The 22,425-nt window shown below is 69.2% G+C and carries 22 protein-coding genes; 6 read left to right on the top strand and 16 right to left on the bottom strand.

The features are described 5' to 3' along the window. Positions 1-26 precede the first annotated feature (26 nt). Positions 27-2,012: a BglG family transcription antiterminator gene (locus BWO91_RS05815; protein WP_346425821.1), complete on the top strand. Its 1,986-nt coding sequence runs from the start codon at positions 27-29 to the stop codon at positions 2,010-2,012. A 76-nt stretch (positions 2,013-2,088) separates the two neighbouring features. Here the strand turns inward: BWO91_RS05815 and BWO91_RS05810 are convergent, their stop codons facing one another. Further along, positions 2,089-2,661, bottom strand: coding sequence for a helix-turn-helix domain-containing protein (locus BWO91_RS05810; RefSeq protein ID WP_071259444.1), 573 nt, complete (start codon positions 2,659-2,661; stop codon positions 2,089-2,091). Positions 2,662-2,727: 66 nt separating this feature from the next. Between BWO91_RS05810 and BWO91_RS05805 the strand changes: the two genes are divergently transcribed. Further along, the gene (locus BWO91_RS05805; protein WP_079003859.1) at positions 2,728-3,417 is read left to right on the top strand and encodes an AzlC family ABC transporter permease; all 690 of its coding nucleotides are present in this window, start codon (positions 2,728-2,730) and stop codon (positions 3,415-3,417) included. Next, a complete protein-coding gene (locus BWO91_RS05800; protein ID WP_240555698.1) occupies positions 3,414-3,737 on the top strand; it encodes an AzlD domain-containing protein in 324 nt (107 codons plus the stop codon). Before BWO91_RS05805 ends, BWO91_RS05800 begins: the two co-directional genes overlap by 4 nt. A gap of 4 nt (positions 3,738-3,741) precedes the next feature. On the opposite strand, the gene BWO91_RS05795 is transcribed toward BWO91_RS05800, so the two are convergent. Together BWO91_RS05795 and BWO91_RS05790 are read right to left on the bottom strand one after the other, a co-directional pair. After that, positions 3,742-4,521 (bottom strand): glucosamine-6-phosphate deaminase, encoded by a 780-nt coding sequence (locus BWO91_RS05795; protein WP_064296637.1) that lies wholly within the window; start codon positions 4,519-4,521, stop codon positions 3,742-3,744. Further along, positions 4,514-5,425, bottom strand: coding sequence for an ROK family protein (locus BWO91_RS05790; RefSeq protein WP_064296638.1), 912 nt, complete (start codon positions 5,423-5,425; stop codon positions 4,514-4,516). The genes BWO91_RS05795 and BWO91_RS05790 overlap by 8 nt, the downstream gene beginning before the upstream one ends. 259 nt (positions 5,426-5,684) lie before the next feature. On the opposite strand from BWO91_RS05790, the gene BWO91_RS05785 reads away from it, so the two are divergent. Continuing rightward, positions 5,685-6,098 carry a hypothetical protein gene (locus BWO91_RS05785; RefSeq protein ID WP_079001751.1) on the top strand — a complete coding sequence of 138 codons (414 nt, stop codon included), beginning with the start codon at positions 5,685-5,687 and terminating at the stop codon, positions 6,096-6,098. Between the two features lie 68 nt (positions 6,099-6,166). Here the strand turns inward: BWO91_RS05785 and BWO91_RS05780 are convergent, their stop codons facing one another. The 4 genes from BWO91_RS05780 to BWO91_RS05765 all read right to left on the bottom strand — a co-directional run bounded on the left by BWO91_RS05780 (position 6,167) and on the right by BWO91_RS05765 (position 10,732). After that, positions 6,167-7,084 (bottom strand): carbohydrate ABC transporter permease, encoded by a 918-nt coding sequence (locus BWO91_RS05780; protein ID WP_079001749.1) that lies wholly within the window; start codon positions 7,082-7,084, stop codon positions 6,167-6,169. Next, positions 7,081-7,935 carry a carbohydrate ABC transporter permease gene (locus tag BWO91_RS05775; RefSeq protein ID WP_079003857.1) on the bottom strand — a complete coding sequence of 285 codons (855 nt, stop codon included), beginning with the start codon at positions 7,933-7,935 and terminating at the stop codon, positions 7,081-7,083. Before BWO91_RS05775 ends, BWO91_RS05780 begins: the two co-directional genes overlap by 4 nt. Positions 7,936-8,030: 95 nt before the next feature. Next, positions 8,031-9,368, bottom strand: coding sequence for an ABC transporter substrate-binding protein (locus tag BWO91_RS05770; protein WP_079001747.1), 1,338 nt, complete (start codon positions 9,366-9,368; stop codon positions 8,031-8,033). Positions 9,369-9,517: 149 nt separating this feature from the next. Next, the gene (locus tag BWO91_RS05765; protein WP_064296642.1) at positions 9,518-10,732 is read right to left on the bottom strand and encodes an NADP-dependent isocitrate dehydrogenase; all 1,215 of its coding nucleotides are present in this window, start codon (positions 10,730-10,732) and stop codon (positions 9,518-9,520) included. Positions 10,733-11,016: 284 nt separating this feature from the next. Between BWO91_RS05765 and BWO91_RS05760 the strand changes: the two genes are divergently transcribed. Both BWO91_RS05760 and BWO91_RS05755 read left to right on the top strand, forming a co-directional pair. Continuing rightward, on the top strand, positions 11,017-11,469 hold the full coding sequence (locus tag BWO91_RS05760; protein ID WP_079001745.1) for a GNAT family N-acetyltransferase: 453 nt from the start codon (positions 11,017-11,019) through the stop codon (positions 11,467-11,469). A gap of 4 nt (positions 11,470-11,473) precedes the next feature. After that, entirely contained in the window at positions 11,474-11,794 is a 321-nt protein-coding gene (locus BWO91_RS05755) for an MGMT family protein (protein WP_064296644.1), read from the top strand. Positions 11,795-11,810: 16 nt separating this feature from the next. Here the strand turns inward: BWO91_RS05755 and BWO91_RS05750 are convergent, their stop codons facing one another. The 9 genes from BWO91_RS05750 to purN all read right to left on the bottom strand — a co-directional run bounded on the left by BWO91_RS05750 (position 11,811) and on the right by purN (position 22,423). Continuing rightward, on the bottom strand, positions 11,811-13,589 hold the full coding sequence (locus tag BWO91_RS05750; protein ID WP_079001743.1) for a sensor histidine kinase: 1,779 nt from the start codon (positions 13,587-13,589) through the stop codon (positions 11,811-11,813). Beyond that, the gene (locus BWO91_RS05745) at positions 13,582-14,259 is read right to left on the bottom strand and encodes a LuxR C-terminal-related transcriptional regulator (protein ID WP_079001742.1); all 678 of its coding nucleotides are present in this window, start codon (positions 14,257-14,259) and stop codon (positions 13,582-13,584) included. The genes BWO91_RS05750 and BWO91_RS05745 overlap by 8 nt, the downstream gene beginning before the upstream one ends. Positions 14,260-14,353: 94 nt before the next feature. Then, positions 14,354-16,174, bottom strand: a complete 1,821-nt coding sequence (locus BWO91_RS05740) for an ABC transporter ATP-binding protein (protein ID WP_079001741.1) — start codon at positions 16,172-16,174, stop codon at positions 14,354-14,356. Then, the gene (locus tag BWO91_RS05735; RefSeq protein WP_231884417.1) at positions 16,171-17,940 is read right to left on the bottom strand and encodes an ABC transporter ATP-binding protein; all 1,770 of its coding nucleotides are present in this window, start codon (positions 17,938-17,940) and stop codon (positions 16,171-16,173) included. The genes BWO91_RS05740 and BWO91_RS05735 overlap by 4 nt, the downstream gene beginning before the upstream one ends. Before the next feature lie 222 nt (positions 17,941-18,162). After that, the gene (locus tag BWO91_RS20415) at positions 18,163-18,288 is read right to left on the bottom strand and encodes a hypothetical protein (protein WP_255376697.1); all 126 of its coding nucleotides are present in this window, start codon (positions 18,286-18,288) and stop codon (positions 18,163-18,165) included. A 180-nt stretch (positions 18,289-18,468) separates the two neighbouring features. After that, positions 18,469-18,783, bottom strand: a complete 315-nt coding sequence (locus BWO91_RS05730) for a hypothetical protein (protein WP_079003856.1) — start codon at positions 18,781-18,783, stop codon at positions 18,469-18,471. 88 nt (positions 18,784-18,871) lie between these two features. After that, complete coding sequence (gene ddaH / locus BWO91_RS05725; protein ID WP_071259456.1) at positions 18,872-20,083, bottom strand: dimethylargininase; 1,212 nt, start codon at positions 20,081-20,083, stop codon at positions 18,872-18,874. A 109-nt stretch (positions 20,084-20,192) separates the two neighbouring features. Continuing rightward, a complete protein-coding gene (gene purH, locus BWO91_RS05720) occupies positions 20,193-21,800 on the bottom strand; it encodes a bifunctional phosphoribosylaminoimidazolecarboxamide formyltransferase/IMP cyclohydrolase (protein ID WP_071259458.1) in 1,608 nt (535 codons plus the stop codon). Further along, on the bottom strand, positions 21,797-22,423 hold the full coding sequence (purN, locus tag BWO91_RS05715) for a phosphoribosylglycinamide formyltransferase (protein ID WP_064296651.1): 627 nt from the start codon (positions 22,421-22,423) through the stop codon (positions 21,797-21,799). The genes purH and purN overlap by 4 nt, the downstream gene beginning before the upstream one ends. Between the last annotated feature and the right edge of the window lie 2 nt (positions 22,424-22,425).

Genomic DNA, 22,425 nt, shown 5'->3' with positions numbered 1-22,425 from the left:
TCGAACGCGCGGAAGCAGTCGGGAAGGTGGTTGACTCGGTGGAGCGGTTCGCCCGGACCGCGCGACGGCCGACCGACGGAGAGGGCATCGTGGCACGCGAGAAACACGACCGCATGCTCGGCTACCTCGCGGGACGGGACGGCTGGACGACGGCCACGGAGGTCGCGGAGGTGCTCGGCGTCACACCGCGGAGCGTGCGCAGCTACGTCACGGCGGTCAACACCCGCACGGCACCGCACGACGTCGTCGAGTCCGGGCCGAACGGGTATCGACTGAACGCCGACGGCTACGCGGTCTACCGGCGACGAGCCGCATCGGCGTTCGAATCGGAGACGCCCCGGGATCGGCTCTACGGGCTCGTCCGGTTGCTCATCAGCGCGCCCTCGGGAATCGACGTGCACGAGACCGCACAGCGGCTCCACGTCAGCGAGTCGACCGTCGAGGGCGACCTGGGCCGGGTCCGCGCCATGCTCGCCGACACCGCCCTCACGCTCGACCGTTCCGGATCGACGGTGACGATGGCGGGCGGTGAGACGGAGCGGAGACGGCTCCTCAGCCGCATGTTCCGCGACGAGACCGACCGCGGCATCGTCGAGCTCGAGGCGCTCCAGCGGGCGTTCGCGCCGAACGAGTTCAGCCCGTTCAAGGGCGAGCTGCTCGAGGCCTTGACCGCGCGCGGGTACTACGTGAACGAGTACGGCATCGCGAACGTCCTGCTCCACATCGCGATCGCCATCGACCGGGTCACGAAGGACCGTCCGGCGGAGCCCGCCGACCACGCTCCGCGCACCCCGGAGGTCGAGGCGGTCGCGGAGGATCTGGCGCGGCTCGTCGACGCCCACTTCCACGTCGCGCTCGGCGAGGGCGACCTCGTGTACCTCAGCTACCTGCTCGTGACGCGGGTGGTGACGCCGGGCAGTGGGGCTCCCGCCGAAGTCCTCGTCGACGACTACGTCAACCAGGACGACCTCGCCGCCGTCCGTCAAGCCGTCGACCGTGCCGGCCGCGAGTACCTCGTCGACCTCTCCGACGAGGACTTCATCGTCCGGCTCACCCTCCACGTCCAGAACCTCATCCGTCGTGCACAGGACCAGTCCTACTCACGCAATCCACTGACCCGCTCGATCAAGACCTCGTACCCGATGATCTACGAGCTCGCGGTCTTCATCGCCAGCCAACTGCAGCGGCACGGCTCGATCATCATCAACGACGACGAGATCGCCTACATCGCGATGCACGTCGGTGCCCAGCTCGAGCAGAAGGCCCGCAAGGAGGCCCTCCTCGGCTCCACGATCGTCTCCGCCGGCTACTACGACATGCACGAGGTGCTCCGCCGACGCGTCGAATCGCAGCTGGGCGACGTCCTCGACGTCCGATCCGTCATCACCCGCACCGATGTCGACTGGGCCGCCATCGACACCGACCTCGTGCTCACGACGATCGAGCCACCGGCCCCTGCCGACGGCATCGTCGTCATCCAACCCTTCCTCACCGCGGCCGACGTGGAGCGCGTCCGGAGCGCGGTCAGCCGCGTGCGGAGGTCGTCCCGCTTGTCGGAGATCACCGACGAACTGCTGCAGTACTTCCACCCGGACCTCTTCCTCCGGAACGCGCACGCCGAAGACGAGGAGGGCATGATCCGCCTGCTCGGCGAGCGCATGATCGCCCAGGGGATCATCGACGAGAGCTACCTCACCGCCGCGATCGAGCGGGAGCGCATGTCGTCGACGGCGTTCACCGACACCTTGGCCGTGCCGCACGCCATGGCGATGACCGCGCACTCGACCGCCATCGCGATCGCGGTGAACGAGACGCCGATGGAGTGGGGCGGAGCGCGCGTGAGCGTCGTCGCACTCGTGGCGTTCAGCGAATCGGGTCGCGCCGCGTTCCAGACGGTCTTCGACCAGTTCGTCGAGGTGTTCTCGGAGCGCTCGAGCGTCGCCCGGATCATCCGCCGTTCCGAGGACTTCGCCGGCTTCATCGACGAGCTCGTGCACGTCATCGACGGCTGATCAACCGTCGAGCCGCCCCGGTCGCCGAGTCGCCCTGGTCACCGAGCTGCCCTGGTCACCGAGCCTGTCGAGGTGCTCAGACGTGTTCGGTGACCACCACGGCGGTCGTGCCCGGCTCGAGTGCCTCGAAGACGTGGGGCACGTCCCCGGCGTGGGCGAGGTAGTCCCCCGGACCGAGTTCGACCTCCTCGCCGACGGGCCCGATGGACGCGCGACCGGTGCTGAGGATCCAGTGCTCGACGACGCCCGGCATGTGCGGCTCCGAGCGCCTCGGCTCCCCGGGTTCGACGACGATGCGGTAGATGTCGCGTCGGGCGTTCGGCGGGCAGGCGGACAACACCGTCGCGACGTAGTCCGCCCCGGACGCGGCGAGGGTCGGCCCCTCACCGGCACGGATGACCTGGACCGGCCGTCGCACCGGCTCGACCAGGCGGGCGAAGGGGACGTCGAGGGTGACGCTGAGCGCCCAGAGTGTCTCGAGACTCGGGTTCCCGAGCCCCGCCTCCAGCTGCGAGAGGGTCGACTTCGCGATCCCGGCTCGACGGGCCACCTCCGCGAGTGAGAGGCCGGTTCGCTGCCGCTCGCGGGTCAGCGCCGCCGCGACCGCGGCGTGCGGTGCTCCGTCGTCGGATGGTTCGACCTGCGTCATGCGTTCGCTCCAGGGTATTACGCGTTCGATTTGACGAACGCTTCGTGCGCGTTCAATATAGTGTACGTGCGTTCGATATGGAGTCACCTCGGTCGGCCGACCACGCGGGCCATCGCGCTGGTCTGCGTCGCCGACGGACTGGTCGGCATCTCCTACGGAGCCGTCGCCGTGCACTCGGGCATCCAGCCCTGGGTCGTGCTGGCGCTCGCTTTGCTCGTCCTCGCCGGCGCATCGGAGATCCTGTTCGTCGGGATCGTCGCGGCCGGCGGGAGTCCGCTCACCGCAGCGCTGGCAGGGCTGCTGGTGAACGCCCGTCACCTGCCGTTCGGCCTCGCGATCCACGAGGTCGTCGGCACGGGCTGGCGCCGCGTGCTCGGTACACACCTCCTCAACGACGAATCCGTGGTCTTCGCGCTCGATCAGGACACCCTGGAGCGCAAGCGCGCCGCGTTCTGGGCGTGCGGCCTCGGCATCCTCCTCTGCTGGCCGGCGGGCGCGGCACTCGGAGCCTTCGCCGGCACCGTGATCGAGGACACGGACGCCTTCGGACTCGACGTGATGTTCCCCGCCGTGCTGCTCGCCCTCATCTTCCCCGCCCTCCGCGAGCGCCGCACGCGCCGAGCCGCGCTCGTCGGCGCGGTCGTCGCCGTCGCCGCGACGCCGTTCCTCCCGGCGGGGATCCCCGTCCTGTTGTCGCTCGTCGGCCTCCTGTTCGGCTTCGGCCGGAAGCAGCTGAAGCCGGAGGTCACCGCGTGAACCAGTCGATGCTCGTGCTGGTCGGGGTCCTCGTCCTCGCCGTGGGCACCTACACGTTCCGCCTGGCCGGGCCACTCCTGCGCACCCGCGCCGAGGTCTCGGAACGGGTCGAGACCCTGCTCGCGGACGCCGCCATCGTCCTGCTCATGGCGGTGCTCACGACCACGGCCCTGACCCAGGACCAGCAGTTCGCGGGATTCGCACGACTTTCGGGCGTCCTGGTGGCCGGCGTCCTCGCCTGGAGGAAGGCGCCGTTCGTCGCCATCGTCCTCGCGGCGGCCCTCACCACGGCACTCCTCCGACTGGCGGGCGTCGCCTGAGCCGTCAGATACCTTGCCAGGCGGGCTTGTTGGCGTACGCGTAGCGGTAGTAGTCGGCGTGCTGCAGCTCGGACGCCGCCGCTTCATCGAGGACCACCGTGGCGCGCGGGTGCAGCTGTACCGCCGAACCGGGGAGGTTCGCGGAGAGCGGTCCCTCGAGCGCGGCGGCGATCGCAGCGGCCTTGCCCGCACCGAAGGCGAGGAGGACGAGGTGCCTCGCACGGAGGATGGTGCCGAGCCCCTGGGTGATGCAGTGCATGGGGACGTCGTCGATCGAGTCGAAGAACCGTGCGTTGTCCCGGCGAGTCTGCTCCGTCAGGGTCTTCACGCGGGTGAGCGAGGCGAACGACGAGCCCGGCTCGTTGAACCCGATGTGGCCGTCGGTCCCGATGCCGAGGATCTGCAGGTCGACGCCACCGGCGGCCTGGATCGCCGCTTCGTAGTCGGCGCCCGCGTGCTGGATGGTCTCGGCCGCACCGTTCGGCACCTGGATGCGCTCGGGCACGAGGCCGAGCGGCTCGACGACCTCACGCGTGATGACGGAACGGTACGACTCGGGGTGCCCGGCAGGCAGGCCGACGTACTCGTCGAGGGCGAACCCTCGCACCTGCGAGAGGTCGAGGCCGCGGGACCGGGTCGCAAGGGCCTCGTAGACGGGGAGCGGGGTCGAACCCGTCGCCAGCCCGAGGACGGCGTCCGGACGCTCCTCGATCAGGGAGACGATCGCCTCCGCGACGAGGGCGCCTGCGGCACCACTGTCCCCCACGATCACGACTTCAGCCATGCGACGGTTCTCCTCTTCCCACGAGCGCTGCGCCGATCGCCGCGACGGGGGATCCCGTCGGCACGAGGCGCACGCGCTGTTCCAACTGCAATGATGCGACGAATCGAGACCCGGCGGCGGATTCGGCCAGAGCCTCGCGGATGACGGCGAGCAGTCGCTCGCCGAGAGCGGTGAGTCCTCCTCCGAGGACGATGTCGTCGGCGTCGACGGTGAGGGTCAGGATCCGGACGGCCGCGGCCGCACCGTGACCGAGGCGTGCGCGGAGGGCGACGGCCCGCGGGTCCCCGGCGTCGGCGTGGTCGAAGAGGTCGAGCACCGGCAGGGCCACGTCGGCTCCCCAGGCGGCGGAGACCGCACCACCGGCGGCCATGGTCTCGACGCACCCCCGCTGTCCGCACCCGCAGCGATCACCGAGCGGATCGACGGACAGATGCCCGACCTCGCCGGCGACCCCGCTCGAGCCCTGCCAGAGCCGGCCGTCCGTGACGATGCCGGCGGCGACGCCCGTGCCCAGATTGAGGTAGGCCATCGTGCCGGAACCGTCGAGCAGCTGCCAGGCGCCGAGGGCGGCCGCCTTCACATCGTTCTCCACAGCGACCGGGACCCTGAGTCGCTGGGTGAGGATCGCACCGAGCTCGAGTTCCTCCACGTCGAGGTTGACGGCGTGGGTCACCCGACCGGTGCCCGGGACGGTCAGCCCGGGGATACCGACGCCGACCGAGGTGAAGGCGTCGATCGGGCGCGCGACGGCGTCGGAGAGCCGACTGACGGCCTCGACGGCGGTCTCGACGACGGCTTCGGGCCCGCGTCCCGTGACCAGCCTGAGCCGATGCAGGAGCGCACCGTCGTCCGTCACGACGACGGCATCGGTCTTCGTGCCGCCGATGTCGAGTCCTACCCTCACGCGCTTCGTCTCCGGAGGGCGTCGTGGCGCGTCTGCATGCTGTGGTTCCTTCGATCCGTGGAGCGACCCGCTCGCACCACCGGTTTGTTCGCCAAGCTTACAAATAAACGGGGCTCGCGTCCATGTCGACGACGACTACGCACCAGCGTCGGACGGCGTCCGCCTGCGGGTTGCGGGCTCCACCGGGTAGCCTGGAGGCCGACCCGCAGCGCGCGGGCGGGCCCGCCACGGGCACCGAACACGGGGGAATCACACCACCATGAAGAAGAACGCAGCAGCATTCCTCGGCGCGATCGCCGTCTCTGGCCTGCTCCTCACCGGTTGTGCCGGCGGCGCCCAGAGCAAGGAGGATGCGTGCAAGCTCATCCAGTCCGAGGTGACGGAGTCGGCTTCGCAGCTGCAGTCGGGCCTGAGCTCGCTGTCCTCCGACCCCGAGGCGGCCGTCACCCAGCTCGACGACTTCTCCGGAACGTTCAAGGCTGCGGCCGACAAGGTCACGAACGATGAGGTGAAGACCGCGGCGAACGACTCGGTCAAGGCGCTCAACGACTTCATCGATGTCGCGAGGACGGCTGTCGACGACCCGCAGAACGTCGACCAGACCGGGCTCACCGATTCGCTCACGAAGCTCCAGGACGAGTTCACCACGCTCGGCAACACCTGCAGCCTCTAGCTCGACACGACTGACGACGGGCCCCGGATCGGCTGATCCGGGGCCCGTCGCCGTCTCCGGGCCGTCGGCTACTTCACGGATCCCTCGGTGAGCCCACCACGCCAGAAGCGCTGCAGCACGATCATCGCGATCGCCAAGGGGATGATCGACAACAGTGCGCCGCCGGTCGTCAGCTCGTAGAACTCCGGTAGGCGGTCGACCTGGCTCCGCCAGTTGTTCAGGCCCAGGGTGATCGGGTACAGCGTGCTGTCGGACAGCATGACGAGTGGCAGGAAGTAGTTGTTCCAGATCCCGACGAGCTGGAAGAGGAAGACGGTCACGAGCGCGGGCGTGAGGATCTTCAGCCCCACGGTGTGGAAGATCCGCAGCTCGCTCGCGCCGTCGATCCGTGCGGCCTCGATGAGCGAGTCGTCGATCGTCGCGTCGGCGTAGATCCGGCAGAGGAACAACCCGAACGGTGAGACGAGCGACGGCAGGAGCACCGACCAGTACGTGTTCGCGAGTCCCAGCTGGCTGAAGAGCAGGAACAGCGGGAGTGCTGTGGCCGTCCCCGGCACGAGGACCCCGCCGAGGATGGTGCCGAAGACGAGGTTGCGCCCGCGGAACCGGTACTTCGCGAGCGCGTACCCGCCTGCCGCGGCGAGGTACGTCGCGATGAGGGCTCCCACGCCCGCATAGAGCACCGAGTTGCCGAACCAGCGGACGAAGATGCCGCCGTCGTAGGTGAGTACCTCGTGGAGGTTCGACCACAACGAGAACTCCGAGCCGAGGAGGAAGCCGTTGCTGCCGAACAGGTCCTCGGTGCTCTTGGTCGCAGCGATCACCACCCAGTACACGGGCACCAGGAAGTAGACCGCGACGACGACGAGGATGCCCGTCACGAGCACCCGCATCCCCCTGGACCCACCGGGGCGCCCCTGCTGGTCGCTCAGCCGCTGGGCTCGCGTCGACGAGGTCGCGGTCGTGATGCTCCGGGTCTCGCTCATGATGCCCTCCTCGACGTCAGCCGCAGGAAGATGAACGACAGCGCGAACGCGACCAGGGCGATGAGCACCGCCTGCGCTGCGGCGACGTTGTAGTCGTTGTAGGCGAACGCGGTCGTATAGGCGCTGAGGTTCGGCGTGTACTCGTTGTCGATCGCGGGCGACACGGTCTGCAGCACCTGGGGCTCGGCGAAGAGCTGGAGCGTGCCGATGATGGAGAACACGGTCGTGAGGATGAGCGCCGGCCGGATGAGCGGAAGCTGGATGCTCACCGCGACGCGGAACGGCCCGGCGCCGTCGACCTTCGCGGCTTCGTAGACCTCGCCGGGGATGGCCTTCAACTGGGCGACGACGATCATCATGTTGTACCCGGTGTAGGTCCAGGTCACGATGTTGGCGATGGACCAGAGCACCGTGCCGGCGCCGAGGAAGTCGAGCTCGATCCCCATCGCCCCGGCGATGTCGATGATCGGGCTGAGTCCCGGGACGTAGAGGAACGACCAGAGGATCGTCGCGATCACGCCGGGGATGCCGTAGGGCAGGAAGTACACGGCCCGGAAGAACCCCGGCCACTTCGCGGAGGCGGACTCGAGGAGGAGCGCCAGCAGGGTGCACAGCGCGATCATGACCGTGACCTGCACGACGCCGAAGAGGAGCATCCGGCCGATCGAGGCGATGAAATTGCCGTTCTCCAGGGCCTGGGCGTAGTTGGAGAACCACGCGAACTCGGTCGTGACGCCCTCCTCCCCGAAGACACCCTTCCGTGAGACACGGACGAAGCTGCTGCCGACCGCGACGATGATCGGCAGGATGAAGGTGAGGACGAAGAGCGCCAGGAACGGTCCGAGGAGCATCCACGGAGCCGCGACCGAGGTCCGGCGTCGGCGCTGCGACCCCGACCGGGACGGGTCGTCCGCCACTCCACGCGCCGGGCGTTCCGTGAGGGCGCTCACGACGCCGCCTCGATCCGGAGACCCTTGTTGCGGAACGCGGTGATGACGTCGCGCTGCCCCTGGACCACGGCGTCCACGAGGGTGCCGCCCGAGGCCTTGGCCCGGAACCCGTCGGCGAGGATGTTGAAGGTCTGCTGGGTGAGTGGCCACCACTGCCACTCGTTGTTCTGTTCCTTGGCGGCCGGCACGAAGACCTCCTCGTTGTAGTTCTGGCCACCGAAGAACTCGCTCGGCTGTTGTCGGCGCGAGCCGATATAGGCGTCGTTCGGCGACCACCCGATGCCGGAGTGCTCGATCATGGCGTCGATGCCGGCGTCGCTCGTGGTCATCCACACGGCGAACTCGAGCGCCTCCCTCGGGTGGGCGCTGTTCGCCAGGACGGCAGCCGTGGACCCGCCCTGGAAGGTCGAGCCGTACCCCTCGCTTCCCCACCGGGGCAACGGCGCGACCCGCCACTTGCCCTCGGCCCCCGAGACGCCCTGCAGGAGGGCGTCTCCCCAGCTGGCTCCGGCGAGCGACGCGATCGAGTCCTTCGCCGCAGCGGCGAACCAGGCCGGTGAGAACTGGCTGTAGGAGGTGGTCATGACGCCCTCGTCGATGGCCCGGTCGAAGAACCTGGCCGTCTCCAGGGTCGCGTCGTCCGTCATGTCAACGATCCACCGGTCGCCGTCGACACGGAACCAGGACGCGCCGGCCTGGGTCGCCATGGCCGCGAACCACGACGCGTCGTCGAGGGCGAAGCAATCCAGATACATGTCGGCGTCGCGCACCGCCCCCGCCACCTGGAACCACTCGTCCCAGGTGGCCGGGGCCTTCGCGCCCACCCGGTCGAGCAGGTCCGGGCGGTAGTAGAGCGCCATCGGACCGGAGTCCTGTGGGATCCCGTAGACCCCGTCGACGTAGGAGACCTGGTTCCAGAGGGTCTCGTTGTACCGCGACGCGACCTCGTCCGCGCCGTAGCGCCGGAGGTCGACCAACCCGTTCACGAGCAGGAACTCGGGAAGCGTCCGCATCTCGACCTGCGCGAGGTCCGGACCACCACCCGCGGCGAGCGCCGAGTAGAGCTTCTGATACCCGCCGTCGTTGCCTCCGGGGATCCAGACCGCCTCGACCTGCACGTTCGGGTGGTCGGCGTTCCAGACGTCGGCGACCTTCTGGAGGTCCTTCAGCCAGGCCCAGTACGTGAGCGTGATCCGTTCACCGGCGGCGGCCGGGGCGATCGTCGGACCGGTGTTCGGCGACACCGTCCCCGGGGTGGAACAGCCCGCCAGGAGGGCGGTCGCACCACCGGCTGCAGCCCAGGCCAGCAACTGTCTTCTCGTCATCGGTGACATCGATGGTCCTCACGTCGTCGTCGAAGTGGTCCATCGACGCTAACACGACCGTCCGGGCCGGCGTCGTGACCCGAACGACGGACGGGGCCCGGGAGCGTGTGCTCCCGGACCCCGTCCGCGTGGTGCCGGTGCCGGTCAGGCCGACGTCATCAGGCCAGGCGCGCCTTGAGGTTCGCCGAGATGGTCTCGAGGAACTCCTCGGTGGTCTGGTAGGCCTGGTCGGGGCCGACGAGGAGCGCGAGGTCCTTCGTCATGGCGCCGGACTCGACCGTCTTGATGACGACGTCCTCGAGGGTCGCCGCGAACTCGATGAGCTCCTGGTTGCCGTCGAGCACGCCTCGGTGCTGCAGGCCACGGGTCCACGCGAAGATCGAGGCGATCGGGTTCGTCGACGTGGGCTTGCCCTGCTGGTGCTGGCGGTAGTGGCGCGTGACGGTGCCGTGTGCGGCCTCGGCCTCCACGATCTTGCCGTCGGGCGTGGCCAGCACGCTCGTCATGAGGCCGAGCGAGCCGAAGCCCTGAGCCACGGTGTCGGACTGGACGTCGCCGTCGTAGTTCTTGCAGGCCCAGACGTAACCGCCCTCCCACTTCATTGCCGAAGCGACCATGTCGTCGATGAGTCGGTGCTCGTAGGTGATGCCGGCGGCCTCGAACCGCTCCTTGAACTCCGCGTCGAAGATCTCCTGGAAGATGTCCTTGAACCGGCCGTCGTAGGCCTTGAGGATGGTGTTCTTCGTGGAGAGGTACACCGGGTAGTTGCGGTTCAGGCCGTAGTTGAGGCTGGCACGCGCGAAGTCGCGGATCGAGGCGTCGAGGTTGTACTGCACCTGTGCGATGCCGTCGCCGGGCGACTGGAAGACCTCGAACTTCTGCGGCTCCGAGCCGTCGTCGGGCGTGAACTCGACCGTGAGCTTGCCCTCGCCCTTGAACAGGAAGTCGGTCGCGCGGTACTGGTCGCCGAACGCGTGGCGGCCGATGATGATCGGCTTGTTCCACCCGGGCACGAGACGCGGGATGTTCGAGATGATGATGGGCTCGCGGAAGATGACGCCGCCGAGGATGTTGCGGATGGTGCCGTTCGGGCTCCGCCACATCTTCTTGAGACCGAACTCCTCGACACGTGCCTCGTCGGGGGTGATGGTCGCGCACTTGACGCCGACGCCGTGCTTCTGGATGGCGTGCGCGGCGTCGATCGTGATCTGGTCGTCCGTCTCATCACGCTTCTCGATGCCGAGGTCGTAGTACTCGAGGTTCACATCGAGGTAGGGGTGGATGAGCGAGTCCTTGATGAACTGCCAGATGATGCGAGTCATCTCATCGCCGTCGAGTTCGACGACGGTGCCTTCGACCTTGATCTTCGACACTGGTTGTCCTTTCTGATGCCGCCCTGAGCCGAGCGGCCTACGGAGGTGCGCACGCGGTGGAGTGCTCCGCATGGCATGGAGGAGACCGCATCCGAAAGGTGGACGGCACGGCCACGCCCTAGCTTACAAGACCTGCCAGGTCTCTTGACATCGAGACAGTTGGATCCGACGGCCCCCGGACGCCCCGCTCCCCGCCTGTGGGTCGGCCGTGGATGTCGCCGCGAGGAGCGTGTCGGCGGTCCGACGGACTATCCGCGGTCCGCCGGACAGGTTAGCCTGGGCTCATGGCTGAGCTGCGTCTGGAAGAACTGTCCGCATCGACGATCGTGGCGGTCAACGCGCTCACCATGAAACCCGGGCAGGAGCAGTTCATCGCCCCGGTGTCCTACGCGGTCGCGGCCGCGGTCGTGAACCCCGCCACCTCCTGGCAGCGCGTCATCCTCGACGGCGACGAGGTCGTCGGATTCATCTCCGCCAACTTCGACCACGAGTCGGCGCAGGAGGAGTTCCGCTCCGCCCTGTGGCGCATCAACGTCGACGCCGACGACCAGGGCCGCGGCGTCGGCCGGTTCGCGGTGGCCTCGCTCATCGAGGAGGCCAAGCAGCGCGGCTTCGACCACGTCAACGTCATCTACGAGCCCGGCGACCTCGGTCCCGAGGCGTTCTTCCTCCGCGTCGGGTTCTCCCCCGTCGGCGAGACCCAGTACGGCGAGACCATCGGCAGCATCAGCCTCTGAGACGGTGAGCGGGTCGTCACCGACGGACTCGGCTGAGGCGTTCGCCGAGGCCGTGCTGGCCGTCGTCGCCGACATCCCCGAGGGCTGCGCCTTGAGCTACGGCCAGGTCGCGTCCATCATCGGGTCGAAGTCGGCGCGCGGCGTCGGTCGGGTGATGGCGCAGTACGGGCACGCCGTGCCCTGGTGGCGGGTCGTCCGGTCGGGCGGTCTCCCTCCGACGGGGCACGAGGATCGCGCCCTCGAACACTACGAGGCCGAGGGCACACCGATCGTCCCGATGAGCGGCGGGCGGTACCGCCTGGGTCGCGAGGCACTGCTGTACTGACCGGCTTCGCGCCCGATCAGCCGGGAAGGTGGATCGAGACGACCGTCCCTGCACCGACCGGGCTCTCGACGCGCATCGTCCCGCCGACGGCGTCGACCCGGTCCGCGAGACCGCGCAACCCACTCCCCCGCGCAGGATCGGCGCCGCCTACACCGTCGTCCGCGACCACGACCCGGAGCCCACCGTCGGGGTCGTCGGAGACGACCACTTCGCAGCTGGACGCCCCGGAGTACTTCGTGACGTTGGCCAGGCACTCCGAGACGACGTAGTAGACGGTCGCCTCGATGAGCTGCCTGGGCCGCTCGCGCAGCTCGACGGTGACCTTGGTGACGACGGTGCACCGACGCCCGAGTTCGGCGATCGCCGGCACCAGTCCGCCCTCGGCCAAGAGCGCCGGATGCAGTCCTCGGGCGAGTTCGCGGAGCTCCTTGATGGCGCTCGCGAGCTGATCGATGGTGGTCTCGAGGCCGTCGGCAAGGGCGAGTTGGCCGTCGGCGCGTGCAGCGTCGCTCGCCATCCGGAGTCGCAGTGCGACGGAGAACAGCTGCTGCTGGGAACCGTCGTGCAGGTCGCGCTCCGCCCGCCGTCGCGCTTCGTCGGCCGCCTGCACGATGCGCAACCGCGATCGGCTCACCTCGCGCAACGAGTGGCGGAGTTCAGCGGTGAGTCGTTCGTTGTCGATCATGATGCGCAGCGACGCCGACACCGACCGGAGCAACTGCGGATTGTCGAGCAGAGCCGCGTCGTGCTCGATGTACACGAGCGGCGCGTCCGCGTCGCCGACGCTCGACATCGCCCGACCGCGTGGGTCCCGGTCGGTGGTCCGCTGCGATCCCGGCCAGACGAGCCGGGCGGTGCGGTCCCCGAGGACGGTCTTCACCGCACCGTCCCAGCGGTCGTGACCGGTCTCGCTCAGCTGTCCGGTCTGCACGAGGTCGACGGCCCTGGCGCGGATCGTCCGCATCCGGATGAGACCCGTCGCGTACGCGGCAGGGACGAGCACCACCGAGAACGCGTTGAGGTCCTCGACGACGAGCCGGAGATGCTCCGGCCATCCCCCGAGGCGGACGAGGGACCACGCCACCCCGATGACGAGCCACAACACGAACGCGACCGGCATGATGAAGGCGACCTGTCTGGCCGCTCCGCTGCTCCGCGCCCATCGCAGGAGCACGACACCCGCGACCACGACCGCGAAGGCCCCCATGACTCCCGCGTGGACCCGGCCGAGCGCGTCGGCCACGTCTCCGGTCGCGATGACGGCGTACCGACTCCGCTCGTGGCTCGCGTCGAGCACGTGGTTCGGCGTCACCAGCAGCGTCACGATCGCATAGGTGACGAGGTAGACCGAGGCGGTGATGACGAGCCGCCGATCGAAGCCGCGCCGCAGCCGGCCGGCCGGGAAGGCCAGGGCCAGCCACACCAGCGCGACCCCCGGGAGTACGGAGATCGACATGAGGAGCGGCCAGAGCCAGCCCGCGTGGACGCCGTACGCCCACATGTAGGCCGTCTCGGCCAGCGCGTACCCGACGATCACCCAGCCCGGAGCGGCCGTCGGAGCCAGCCACCAGATCAGCCCTGCCGCCACCAGCGCCGCGAGGTGGCCCACCAACCAGGGCAGACCGTTGCCGTCGGCGATGCCCGGCTGGACGACGCCGAACACGACCGACAGGACGCACACGAGTGCGGCGGCGAGCAGGATGCCGAGTCGCAGCGGCCACGGCAGGCGCCCGCGGCCGGCCGGTGCCGGGATGGGCAGCGAGGTCGCCCGTCCGTGTGGGCGACCGTCAGCCATCCGTGTGTTCCAGCCATCGCACGACCGCGAGGACGCGGCGGTGGTCCGCCGGAGAGTCCTCGAGTCCGAGCTTGGCCAGGATGCGGCTGATGTGTGCTTCGACGGTCTTCAGACTGACGACCAGCGCCTTCGCGATGCCGGAGTTCGATCGCCCCTCGGCCATGAGGGTGAGGACTTCGCGTTCCCGCTCCGTGAGGTGGTCCAGGCCGTCGGAACGGGTCCGCTCCGCGACGAGGAGGGAGACGACCTCGGGATCCACGACGGACTCACCCGCCGCCACGCGCTCCACGGCGTCGACGAGTGTCCCGGAGTCGGCGACGCGGTCCTTCAGCAGGTAACCGGTGCCACCTCCGGAGCCGAGCGCGCGGACCGCGTAGGAGGGCACGGCGTACGTGCTCAGCAGGAGCACCCCGGCCGTGAAGCCCGACGCCCGCAACTGCTCGAGGGCGACGATGCCCTCGTCGGTGTGGGTCGGCGGCATCCGGATGTCGAGCACCACGGCGTCGAGCTGCAGCCCCGCGTCGATGCGGTCGACCAGGTCGACCGCCGACCCGAACGATCCGACCACGGCGTGACCACCCGCCTTGAGGATCTGCGCGACACCCTCACGGAGGAGCACCGCGTCGTCCGCGACGGCGACACGCAGCGAACGCGGTTCCTGACTGGTCATCCGCTCATTGTGGCAGGTCGACGAGACGAGGTGTAGTGCCCACGGGGTCACTCCGTCACCGGAGGACCCCGTGGACACGCCTGCGCGGCCCGGGTCAGCCGACCGAGGACCGCCAGGCTGCGTGCATCGCGGCGAACCGACCCGTGCCGCCGATGAGCTCCGCTGGCGCGCCGTCCTCGACCACCCGGCCGTGCTCCATCACGAGCACCCGGTCGGCGATCGCGACGGTCGACAACCGGTGCGCGATGATGATCGCGGTGCGGTCCGCGAGCAGGGTCTGCAACGCCTCCTGGACGAGTCGCTCGCTCGGGATGTCGAGCGAGGCGGTCGCCTCGTCGAGGATCAGCACGGCCGGATCCGCGAGGAACGCCCGCGCGAACGACAGGAGTTGCCGCTGGCCGGCCGAGATTCGACCACCGCGCTTGTTCACGTCGGTGTCGTAGCCGTTCGGCAACGCCTCGATGAAGGTGTGTGCGCCGACGGCCTTCGCGGCGGCGGTGATCTCCTCGATCGTCGCGTCGGGCTTACCCAACGCGATGTTGTCGGCGACCGAGCCGGAGAACAGGTAGGCCTCCTGCGTCACCATGACGATCGCTCGACGGAGGTCCTTCGGGTGGAGGTCGCGCAGGTCGATGCCGTCGAGGCGCACCGCACCGTCGGTCGGGTCGTAGAACCGACTGACGAGCTTCGCGAGCGTCGATTTGCCCGCACCGGTCGTGCCGACGAGTGCGATGGTCTGCCCTGCCGGGATCTCGAGGTCGAATTCCGGAAGCACCACCCGGTCGGCGGCGTACGCGAACGTCACGTCGTCGAAGGTGATGCGTCCCTGCGACGTCCACAGGTCGACCGGCGCGACGGGGTCGGGCACCCCGGGACGCTCCTCGAGCACGCCGGAGATCTTCTCGAGCGCCGCAGCGGCCGACTGGTAGGAGTTGTAGAACATCGCCATCTCCTCCATCGGGTCGAAGAACCGCCGCGTGTAGAGGAGCGCCGCGAGCAGCGCTCCGATCGCGAGCTGTCCGTCCGCGACCCGGAACCCGCCGACGAGGAGCACCACGGCGACGGAGACGTTGCCGATGAACACCAGTCCGGGATCGAACACCCCGAACAGCTGGATGACCCGGGCGTTGGTGTCGCGGTACTGCTCCACGAGCTCGCCGAACGCGCGCTCGTTCCGCCGCTCCTTCCGGAACGCCTTCACGGCACGGATACCGGTCATTGCCTCCACGAAGAACACGATGAGCTTCGCCGACCGGACCCGCGACTCGCGGAACATTCGCTGCGAGCGGAGCTGGAACCAGCGCGTGAGGACGAACAGCGGGATGAGTGATCCGAGGAGCACGAGACCGCTGACCCAGTCGACGAGGACGAGGGCCGCCGCGGTGAACCCCATGTACAGCACGCCGGACACGAGCTGGTTGATCCCGGAGTCGAGCAGCTCGCGGATGGAGTCGAGGTCGCTCGTCTGCCGGGAGATGATGCGACCCGAGGTGTAGCTCTCATGGAAGTCGAGGCTGAGCCGCTGCGTCTGCAGGAACACGCGCTTCCGCAGGTCGATCAGGATCGCCTGGCTGATCCGAGCGGCGAGCACGGTGTACCAGGAGATCAGCGTCGCACCGGCGGCGCCGGTCAGCAGGTACGCGCCGACCACGAGGAAGGCCGGCATCCAGTCTGCGCGTTCCAGGACGGCCGGGAGGGCGCGGTCGATGCCGAGGGCGATCAACGCGGGCCCGGCGACCTGGGCGGCGGTCGACACCACGACGATGGTCATGGCGGCGATCACGCGCAGGCGCAGGGGCGCGAGCAGCGATCCGAGCAGGCGCAGCGAACGGCGCCGGATGTGCGCGGACTCGTCACGGGTGAGGTCGTCGCGCTCCTCACCCTCCACTCCGTGGACGGTCGTCGGCGGGGTCACAGGTTCACCTCCTGGCGGTTGGACTCTCGTTCGTCGTCTTCCAGACTCGAGATCACGTAGCGGTAATGGGCGTTGTGCTGCAACAGCTCACTGTGGCGACCCACGGCGGTGATGCGACCGTCCTCCAGGAGGGCGACGCGGTCCGCCAGGGTGACGGTGCTCGGCCGGTGGGCGACGATCAGGGCCGTGGTGGAGGCGAGCACGCGGCGGAGTGCCGCTTCGACGAGCGCCTCGGTGTCGACGTCGAGCGCCGACAACGGATCGTCCAGCACGAGCACCTCCGGCCGCGCGGCCACCGCACGCGCGAGTGCGAGCCGCTGACGCTGCCCACCGGACAGGCTGAGCCCCTCTTCACCGACCAGCGTCTCGACGCCGTTCGGCAATTCGTCGACGAACCCGGCCTGGGCGATGTCGAGCGCCTCGCGCAGGATCCGATCGGCCTCCGCGGAGTCGAGGTCGATGTCGTCCCGCCCGAGGAGGACGTTCTCCTTGACGCTCGCCGAGAAGAGGGTCGCATCCTCGAACGCCATCGCGATGTGCCGGCGCAGGTCTTCTCGGGTGAGCGCCCGGATGTCGACCCCGTCGAGCAGGATCCGCCCACCCGTGACGTCGTACAGGCGGGTGGTCAGTGCCGTGATGGTCGACTTCCCGGAACCCGTCAGACCGACGAGTGCCATGGTCTCCCCCGGCTCGAGCCGGAGGTCGACGCCGTCCACCACGTCCGCGTAGCGGTCGGGTGCGTCCTGGTAGCGGAAGTGCACGTCCTCGAACACGAGCTCGCCGCGCGGTTCACGGATGCGTTCGGGGTGCTCGGGGTCGGTGATCGTGTTGACCGAGTCGATGACCTCGAAGTACCGGTCGGTCGCCGTCCTGGTGTCGAAGGTCATCGCGAGCAGGAAGCCGATCGACTCGATCGGGAACCGCAGGATCGTGGCCGTCGCGAAGAAGGCGAACAGCTGACCGACGGTGAGTTCTCCGATCGAGGCGAGCCAGACCCCCGCCAACAGGCAGAGCGCGAAGGCGACGTCGGGCAACAGGACGAGCCAGAACCAGATCCCCGCGATGGCCTTGGCCTTCTCGATCTCGGTGCCCCGTAAGTCCTCGGCGCGCGACGCGAAGCTCCGCAGGGCGTGCTTGCCGCGACCGAACGCCTTGAGCACCCGGATGCCGTGGACGGACTCCTCGACGGCGGTCGCCAGGTCACCCGCCTGGTCCTGACTGCGCCGGGCGATCACCGAGTACCGCCCCTCGAAGGTGAACCCGAACACCCACACGGGGATGGCGAGCGCGATGAAGATGAGTCCGAGCAGCCAGTTCCAGGTGAACAGGATGACGGCACCGATGACGATCGTGACGCCGTTGACGATCAGGAGCACGAAGCCGAACGAGATCCACCGGCGGATGAGTCCGAGGTCGCTGACGGCGCGGGAGAGCAGCTGTCCGCTCTGCCAGCGGTCGTGGAAGGTCACGGGGAGGTCCTGCAGCTTGGCGAACAGCGCATTGCGCATCCGCGCCTCGACGTGGGTCCCGGGGGTCAGGACGAACCAGCGGCGCAGCGCGATCATGACCGCCTCGAGGACACCGAGGGCGAGGACCACGAGCACAGCCGGCCAGATCTGCGCGGAGTCGCCGGTCGAGAGCGGACCGTCGACGAGCGCCTGCAGCACGAGCGGGATCGCGAGGGCCACCAGGCCGGCGACGAGCGCGGCGACCATGCCGAGCACGATCCGCGGCATGGCGGTCTTCGCGAAGGGGTAGATCCGCATCAGGGCACGGAACGTGCTCTGGCGCGGTTGGACAGGACGGCGTTCATCGCCGAGCGGAGTCATGACGGGGATTCCTTGCGAGAGCGTCGGTGACGTCGATCACCGACGGAGTGATGGTCGTGGAACGGCCGGACGGCGAGGTCGCTGTGCGAGGTCGCAGCATCCGGTGACGGGCCCGGACGAGGCCGGACGGATGGTGAGGTGGACTGCCTGGCGCTCGTGTTAAGCGTCGGCGTCCGCTGCGGCGGCGCGTCCGGCTGGCGCCGGGACGGCCACGGGGCGGCGGCTCGAGGCGGAGCGGGCACGATCGACCGTCGGCGCGAGCGCGGTGTGGTTCGAGAGCGTCATGGCATCCTCCTCATCCTGTTTGGCGAGAGCCGCGGGCCGGGTGTACAGGTCGCACTCGAACGCGGGCGGCGACCGATCACGGTGAACGAGGTTCGGCGCAGCAGACCAGACTATGGGAATCGGCCATCAGCCTGCAAGGGATCCATGAGGTTGCACGCACCGGTCCGGGTGGTCTCGTCGTCAGGAGATCGGTTCGTCGACGATGCCGACGAAGGCTCCGATGCCGTAGACCTCGCGCCGACGGGCACCCTCAGGCACCGGCGGCAGCTCGTCGGCGCCGTGCCACGAGCAGCTCACCATCGAGAACTCCGGCCACCACTTCTTCGGGCGGAGCGTCTCACTGGTGCCGCAGATCGCGCACCGCAACTCCACCCAGACCGGCCGTTTCCCGGTCCGGTTCGCGCGGGACTGCACGTACCACGCCGGCGGGTCGGCCTGGAACGCCGCCAACTGGTCCGCCGACCAGAACGGCGGGATCCCGTGGTGTCTGGCCATCTCGAGCGGGATGTCCAATCGCTGAGCGACGGTCCTCCGGCTCAGATCCCGACCGCCGCGCGCTCCAGCCTGTTGCTCCACGATCGGCTCAGCTGACCCGCACGGACAGGCAGGTCACGCAGCCCTCGAGCTTCTCGAACTCGCTGATGTCCACCTGGACCACGGTGTAGCCGCGGTCCTCGAGCAGCGCAGCCGTCTTGGGAGCGGCTGCAGAGATGAGCACGGTGTCCTCAGCGAGTTCGACGACAGCGACGCCCTCGCGCTCGGGCACGACGAGGTGGCGACCGAAGAAGGACGGGTCCTCGACGAGGTCGGGGTGGACGAGCACGGTCCCGTCGGGGAGGGCGGTGACCGTCGACTTCAGGTGGAGGGCGGTCGTGACGGGGACCGCCACGACGTCGAACCCGAGCGGTGCGAGGATGGCTCGGAGCTGCCGGACGCCTTCGGCGTTGGTGCGGCCGCTGCGACCGACGTAGACGGTCGTGCCGACCCGGAGGACGTCGCCGCCCTCGAGGGTGCCTTCGCCCTCGATCCGGTGGATCCGGAGGCCGAGCTCACGGGCGGTGGTCTCGGCTGCGACGACCTCGGGGCGACGGCTCTCTGCGCCAGGTCGGGTCACGACGGCGACGTCGCCGATCACGATGACGGCGTCCTCGATGAAGACGGAGTCCGCGAGCTGCTCGGCCCAGGAGACCTCGGTGGTGTCCCAGCCGGCGGCGTCGAACGCGGCGACGTAGGCGTCCCACTGCTTGTCGGCGAGCTCGGCGTCGATCGGCGTGCGCTCCAGGTGCGTCACGAGGCCTTCGGCGAGGTTCGAGGCGGGCATGCGCACGAGCGCGATCCGGCGTCCGTCGTCGAGCACGGCGTCCTGCGTGCGGACGACCATCCAGTACACGGGGTATCCGATGAATGCCGCGGAGAGCGCGACGACGACCACGAAGACGAGGTTGAGGCTGATGAGCGTCGCGACGATGCTGCCGAGCACGGTGCTGTCGATGGGCTGCCCCGTCGTCGCCACCTGGACGATGAGGCCGAGGAGCGCTCCGATGACGGCGAGGGCGGCGCCGCCCAGCAGGGCGAGGAGTCGGTACCGGTAGAGGCCGACGACGCCCACGATCAACAGCAGCACGAAGGTGATGATCGTGCTCTCGAAGAAGTACGGGCTCGCCTGGGCGAAGATCGTCCCGGCGAACTGGTAGCCGACGAACGTGACGAACATGACCCCCAGGAAGCCCACGACGATGGTCGCGACGGCGGCGGCGGCGGATGCGATGAGCTTGCGGCTCCAGGTGGCAGTCATCCGACAACCGTAGCCCAACGACACAGCGGCGTCGGGCCATGTGGGCCCGACGCCGCTGGGAGATCACCAAGAGCCGGCCCAGAACCCCCACAGGGGCGGGCGGCACGGCCTAGTGGAAGAAGTGACGCTCCCCCGTGAAGTACATGGTCACGCCGGCGGCTTCGGCCGCAGCGATGACCTCTTCGTCGCGGACGGAACCACCGGGCTGCACGACCGCGCGCACGCCGGCGTCGAGCAGGACCTGCAGGCCGTCCGCGAACGGGAAGAAGGCGTCCGAGGCCGCGACGGAGCCCGCCGCGCGGTCACCGGCTCGGCTCACGGCGAGGTGGCAGGAGTCGACGCGGTTGACCTGGCCCATCCCGACGCCCACGCTCGCGCTGCCCTTGGCGAGCAGGATGCCGTTGGACTTGACCGAGCGGCACGCCTTCCACGCGAAGATGAGGTCGAGCAGGGTGTCGTCGTCGGCCGGTTCGCCAGTGACGAGCGTCCAGCCCTTGGCGGTGTCCTGCGGGTCGTCGGCGAAGCGGTCCGCGTCCTGGTAGAGCAGGCCACCGGAGATCTGCCGGACCTCGCGGTCCTCACGCACGAAGTCCTCCGGCAGCTGCAGGAGCCGCAGGTTCTTCTTCGTCTTGAGCACCTCGAGCGCGGCGTCCTCGAAGCCCGGGGCGACGAGCACCTCGGTGAAGATCTCCTTGACCGTCTCGGCCATGCCGAGGGTCACGACGCGGTTGGCTGCGATGACGCCGCCGAAGGCGGAGACCGGGTCGCACTCGTGCGCCCGACGGTGGGCCGAGGCGATCGGGTCGGGTGCCTTCGGGTTCGCGAAGGCGATACCGCACGGGTTCGCGTGCTTGATGATCGCGACGGCGGGGTTGGCGAAGTCGTAGGCCGCGCGGACCGCCGCGTCGGCGTCGACGTAGTTGTTGTACGACATCTCCTTGCCGTGCAACTGGGTCGCCTGGGCGATTCCGGCACCACCCGGACGGACGTACAGCGCCGCGGCCTGGTGCGAGTTCTCGCCGTAGCGCAGCACCGCCTCGCGACGACCGGTGACGGTCAGCGTGCTGGGGAAGGCGTCCACCTCGGTCGTCTCCGTGCTCGCGAACCATGCGGACACCGCCGCGTCGTACGAGGCGGTGTGGTCGAAAGCCTGCGCGGCGAGCGAGCGACGCTGAGCGAGCGTGGTGCCGCCGGCCGCGACGGCCTCGGTGATCAGCCCGTAGCGTTCGGGAGAGACGACGATCGCGACGTTGGCGTGGTTCTTCGCCGAGGCGCGCACCATCGCCGGCCCACCGATGTCGATCTGTTCGACGACGTCGTCACCGGCGGCGCCGCTCGCGACCGTCTCGACGAAGGGGTACAGGTTCACGACGACGAGCTGGAACGGCTCGATACCGAGCTCGGCGAGCTGGGCCTCGTGGGATTCGAGGCGCAGATCGGCGAGGAGTCCGGCGTGCACCGAGGGGTGCAGGGTCTTGACGCGACCGTCGAGCGACTCGGGGAATCCGGTGACCTCTGACACGTCGGTCACCGTGTGGCCCGCACCGCGGATGGTCGCCGCAGTGGAACCGGTGGAGACGATCTCGACGCCCGCTGCGGCGAGTGCGCCGGCGAGCTCGAGCAGCCCGGTCTTGTCGCTGACCGAGATCAGCGCCCGGCGGACGGGGACGAGGTCGCGTTCGCGGTAGAGGCTGTGGTCGTGGCTGGGACCGCTCATGACTGGGGTGCTCCTTCTGCTGGCGGGCGGGACGCCGTGGAGAGCGCCTCGAGGTCGATGGTTCCGGTGGCGAGGTCGCGGACGGCCTGGACGAGCAGTCGACGCTCCACCGGCTTGATCCGCTCGTGGAGGCTGTGCTCCGTGTCGTCGGGCAGGACCGGGACACGCTCCTGCGAGATGATCGGACCCGCGTCGACACCGTTGTCGACGACGATGATCGATGCCCCGGTCTGCGAGGCGCCTGCCGCCAGTGCGTCCCGGACGCCGTGCGCGCCCGGGAACTCGGGGAGGTACGCGGGGTGCGTGTTGATGATGCGCGGCGAGAGGGCGTCGACGACCACGGGTGGCAGGAGGCGCATGAGGCCGCTGAGGACGAGGACGTCCGGGTTCCAGACCCGGATCTGTTCGAGGAGCGCCGCGCCCCATTCCGCCCGCGAGTCGAAGGACGAGTACGGGACGGTGAACGACGGGATGCCGAACTCCTCGGCGTGAGCAAGGCCGTCAGCCTCCCGATCGGCACCGACGGCGATGACGCGAGCGGGGAAATCCGCGTCGCGCGAGGCTTCGAGGAGGGCGCGGAGATTGGATCCGCCACCGGAGATCAGCACGACGAGTGACAGCACCA

The sequence above is a fragment of the Plantibacter flavus genome, assembly GCF_002024505.1.
GTDB classification, from domain to species: Bacteria; Actinomycetota; Actinomycetes; order Actinomycetales; family Microbacteriaceae; genus Plantibacter; species Plantibacter flavus_A.
Note: the sequence above shows the minus strand (reverse complement) of the source record. Positions and strands in the feature narration are given on the sequence as shown.

Coding starts and splice junctions, on each gene's coding strand:
- BWO91_RS05810 (WP_071259444.1), bottom strand. CDS start 2,661: ATGACGCAGGTCGAACCATCCGACGACGGAGCACCGCACGCCGCGGTC.
- BWO91_RS05795 (WP_064296637.1), bottom strand. CDS start 4,521: ATGGCTGAAGTCGTGATCGTGGGGGACAGTGGTGCCGCAGGCGCCCTC.
- BWO91_RS05785 (WP_079001751.1), top strand. CDS start 5,685: ATGAAGAAGAACGCAGCAGCATTCCTCGGCGCGATCGCCGTCTCTGGC.
- BWO91_RS05780 (WP_079001749.1), bottom strand. CDS start 7,084: ATGAGCGAGACCCGGAGCATCACGACCGCGACCTCGTCGACGCGAGCC.
- BWO91_RS05775 (WP_079003857.1), bottom strand. CDS start 7,935: ATGCTCCTCGGACCGTTCCTGGCGCTCTTCGTCCTCACCTTCATCCTG.
- BWO91_RS05770 (WP_079001747.1), bottom strand. CDS start 9,368: ATGTCACCGATGACGAGAAGACAGTTGCTGGCCTGGGCTGCAGCCGGT.
- BWO91_RS05760 (WP_079001745.1), top strand. CDS start 11,017: ATGGCTGAGCTGCGTCTGGAAGAACTGTCCGCATCGACGATCGTGGCG.
- BWO91_RS05750 (WP_079001743.1), bottom strand. CDS start 13,589: ATGGCTGACGGTCGCCCACACGGACGGGCGACCTCGCTGCCCATCCCG.
- BWO91_RS05745 (WP_079001742.1), bottom strand. CDS start 14,259: ATGACCAGTCAGGAACCGCGTTCGCTGCGTGTCGCCGTCGCGGACGAC.
- BWO91_RS05735 (WP_231884417.1), bottom strand. CDS start 17,940: ATGCGGATCTACCCCTTCGCGAAGACCGCCATGCCGCGGATCGTGCTC.
- BWO91_RS20415 (WP_255376697.1), bottom strand. CDS start 18,288: ATGACGCTCTCGAACCACACCGCGCTCGCGCCGACGGTCGATCGTGCC.
- BWO91_RS05730 (WP_079003856.1), bottom strand. CDS start 18,783: ATGGCCAGACACCACGGGATCCCGCCGTTCTGGTCGGCGGACCAGTTG.
- ddaH (WP_071259456.1), bottom strand. CDS start 20,083: ATGACTGCCACCTGGAGCCGCAAGCTCATCGCATCCGCCGCCGCCGCC.
- purH (WP_071259458.1), bottom strand. CDS start 21,800: ATGAGCGGTCCCAGCCACGACCACAGCCTCTACCGCGAACGCGACCTC.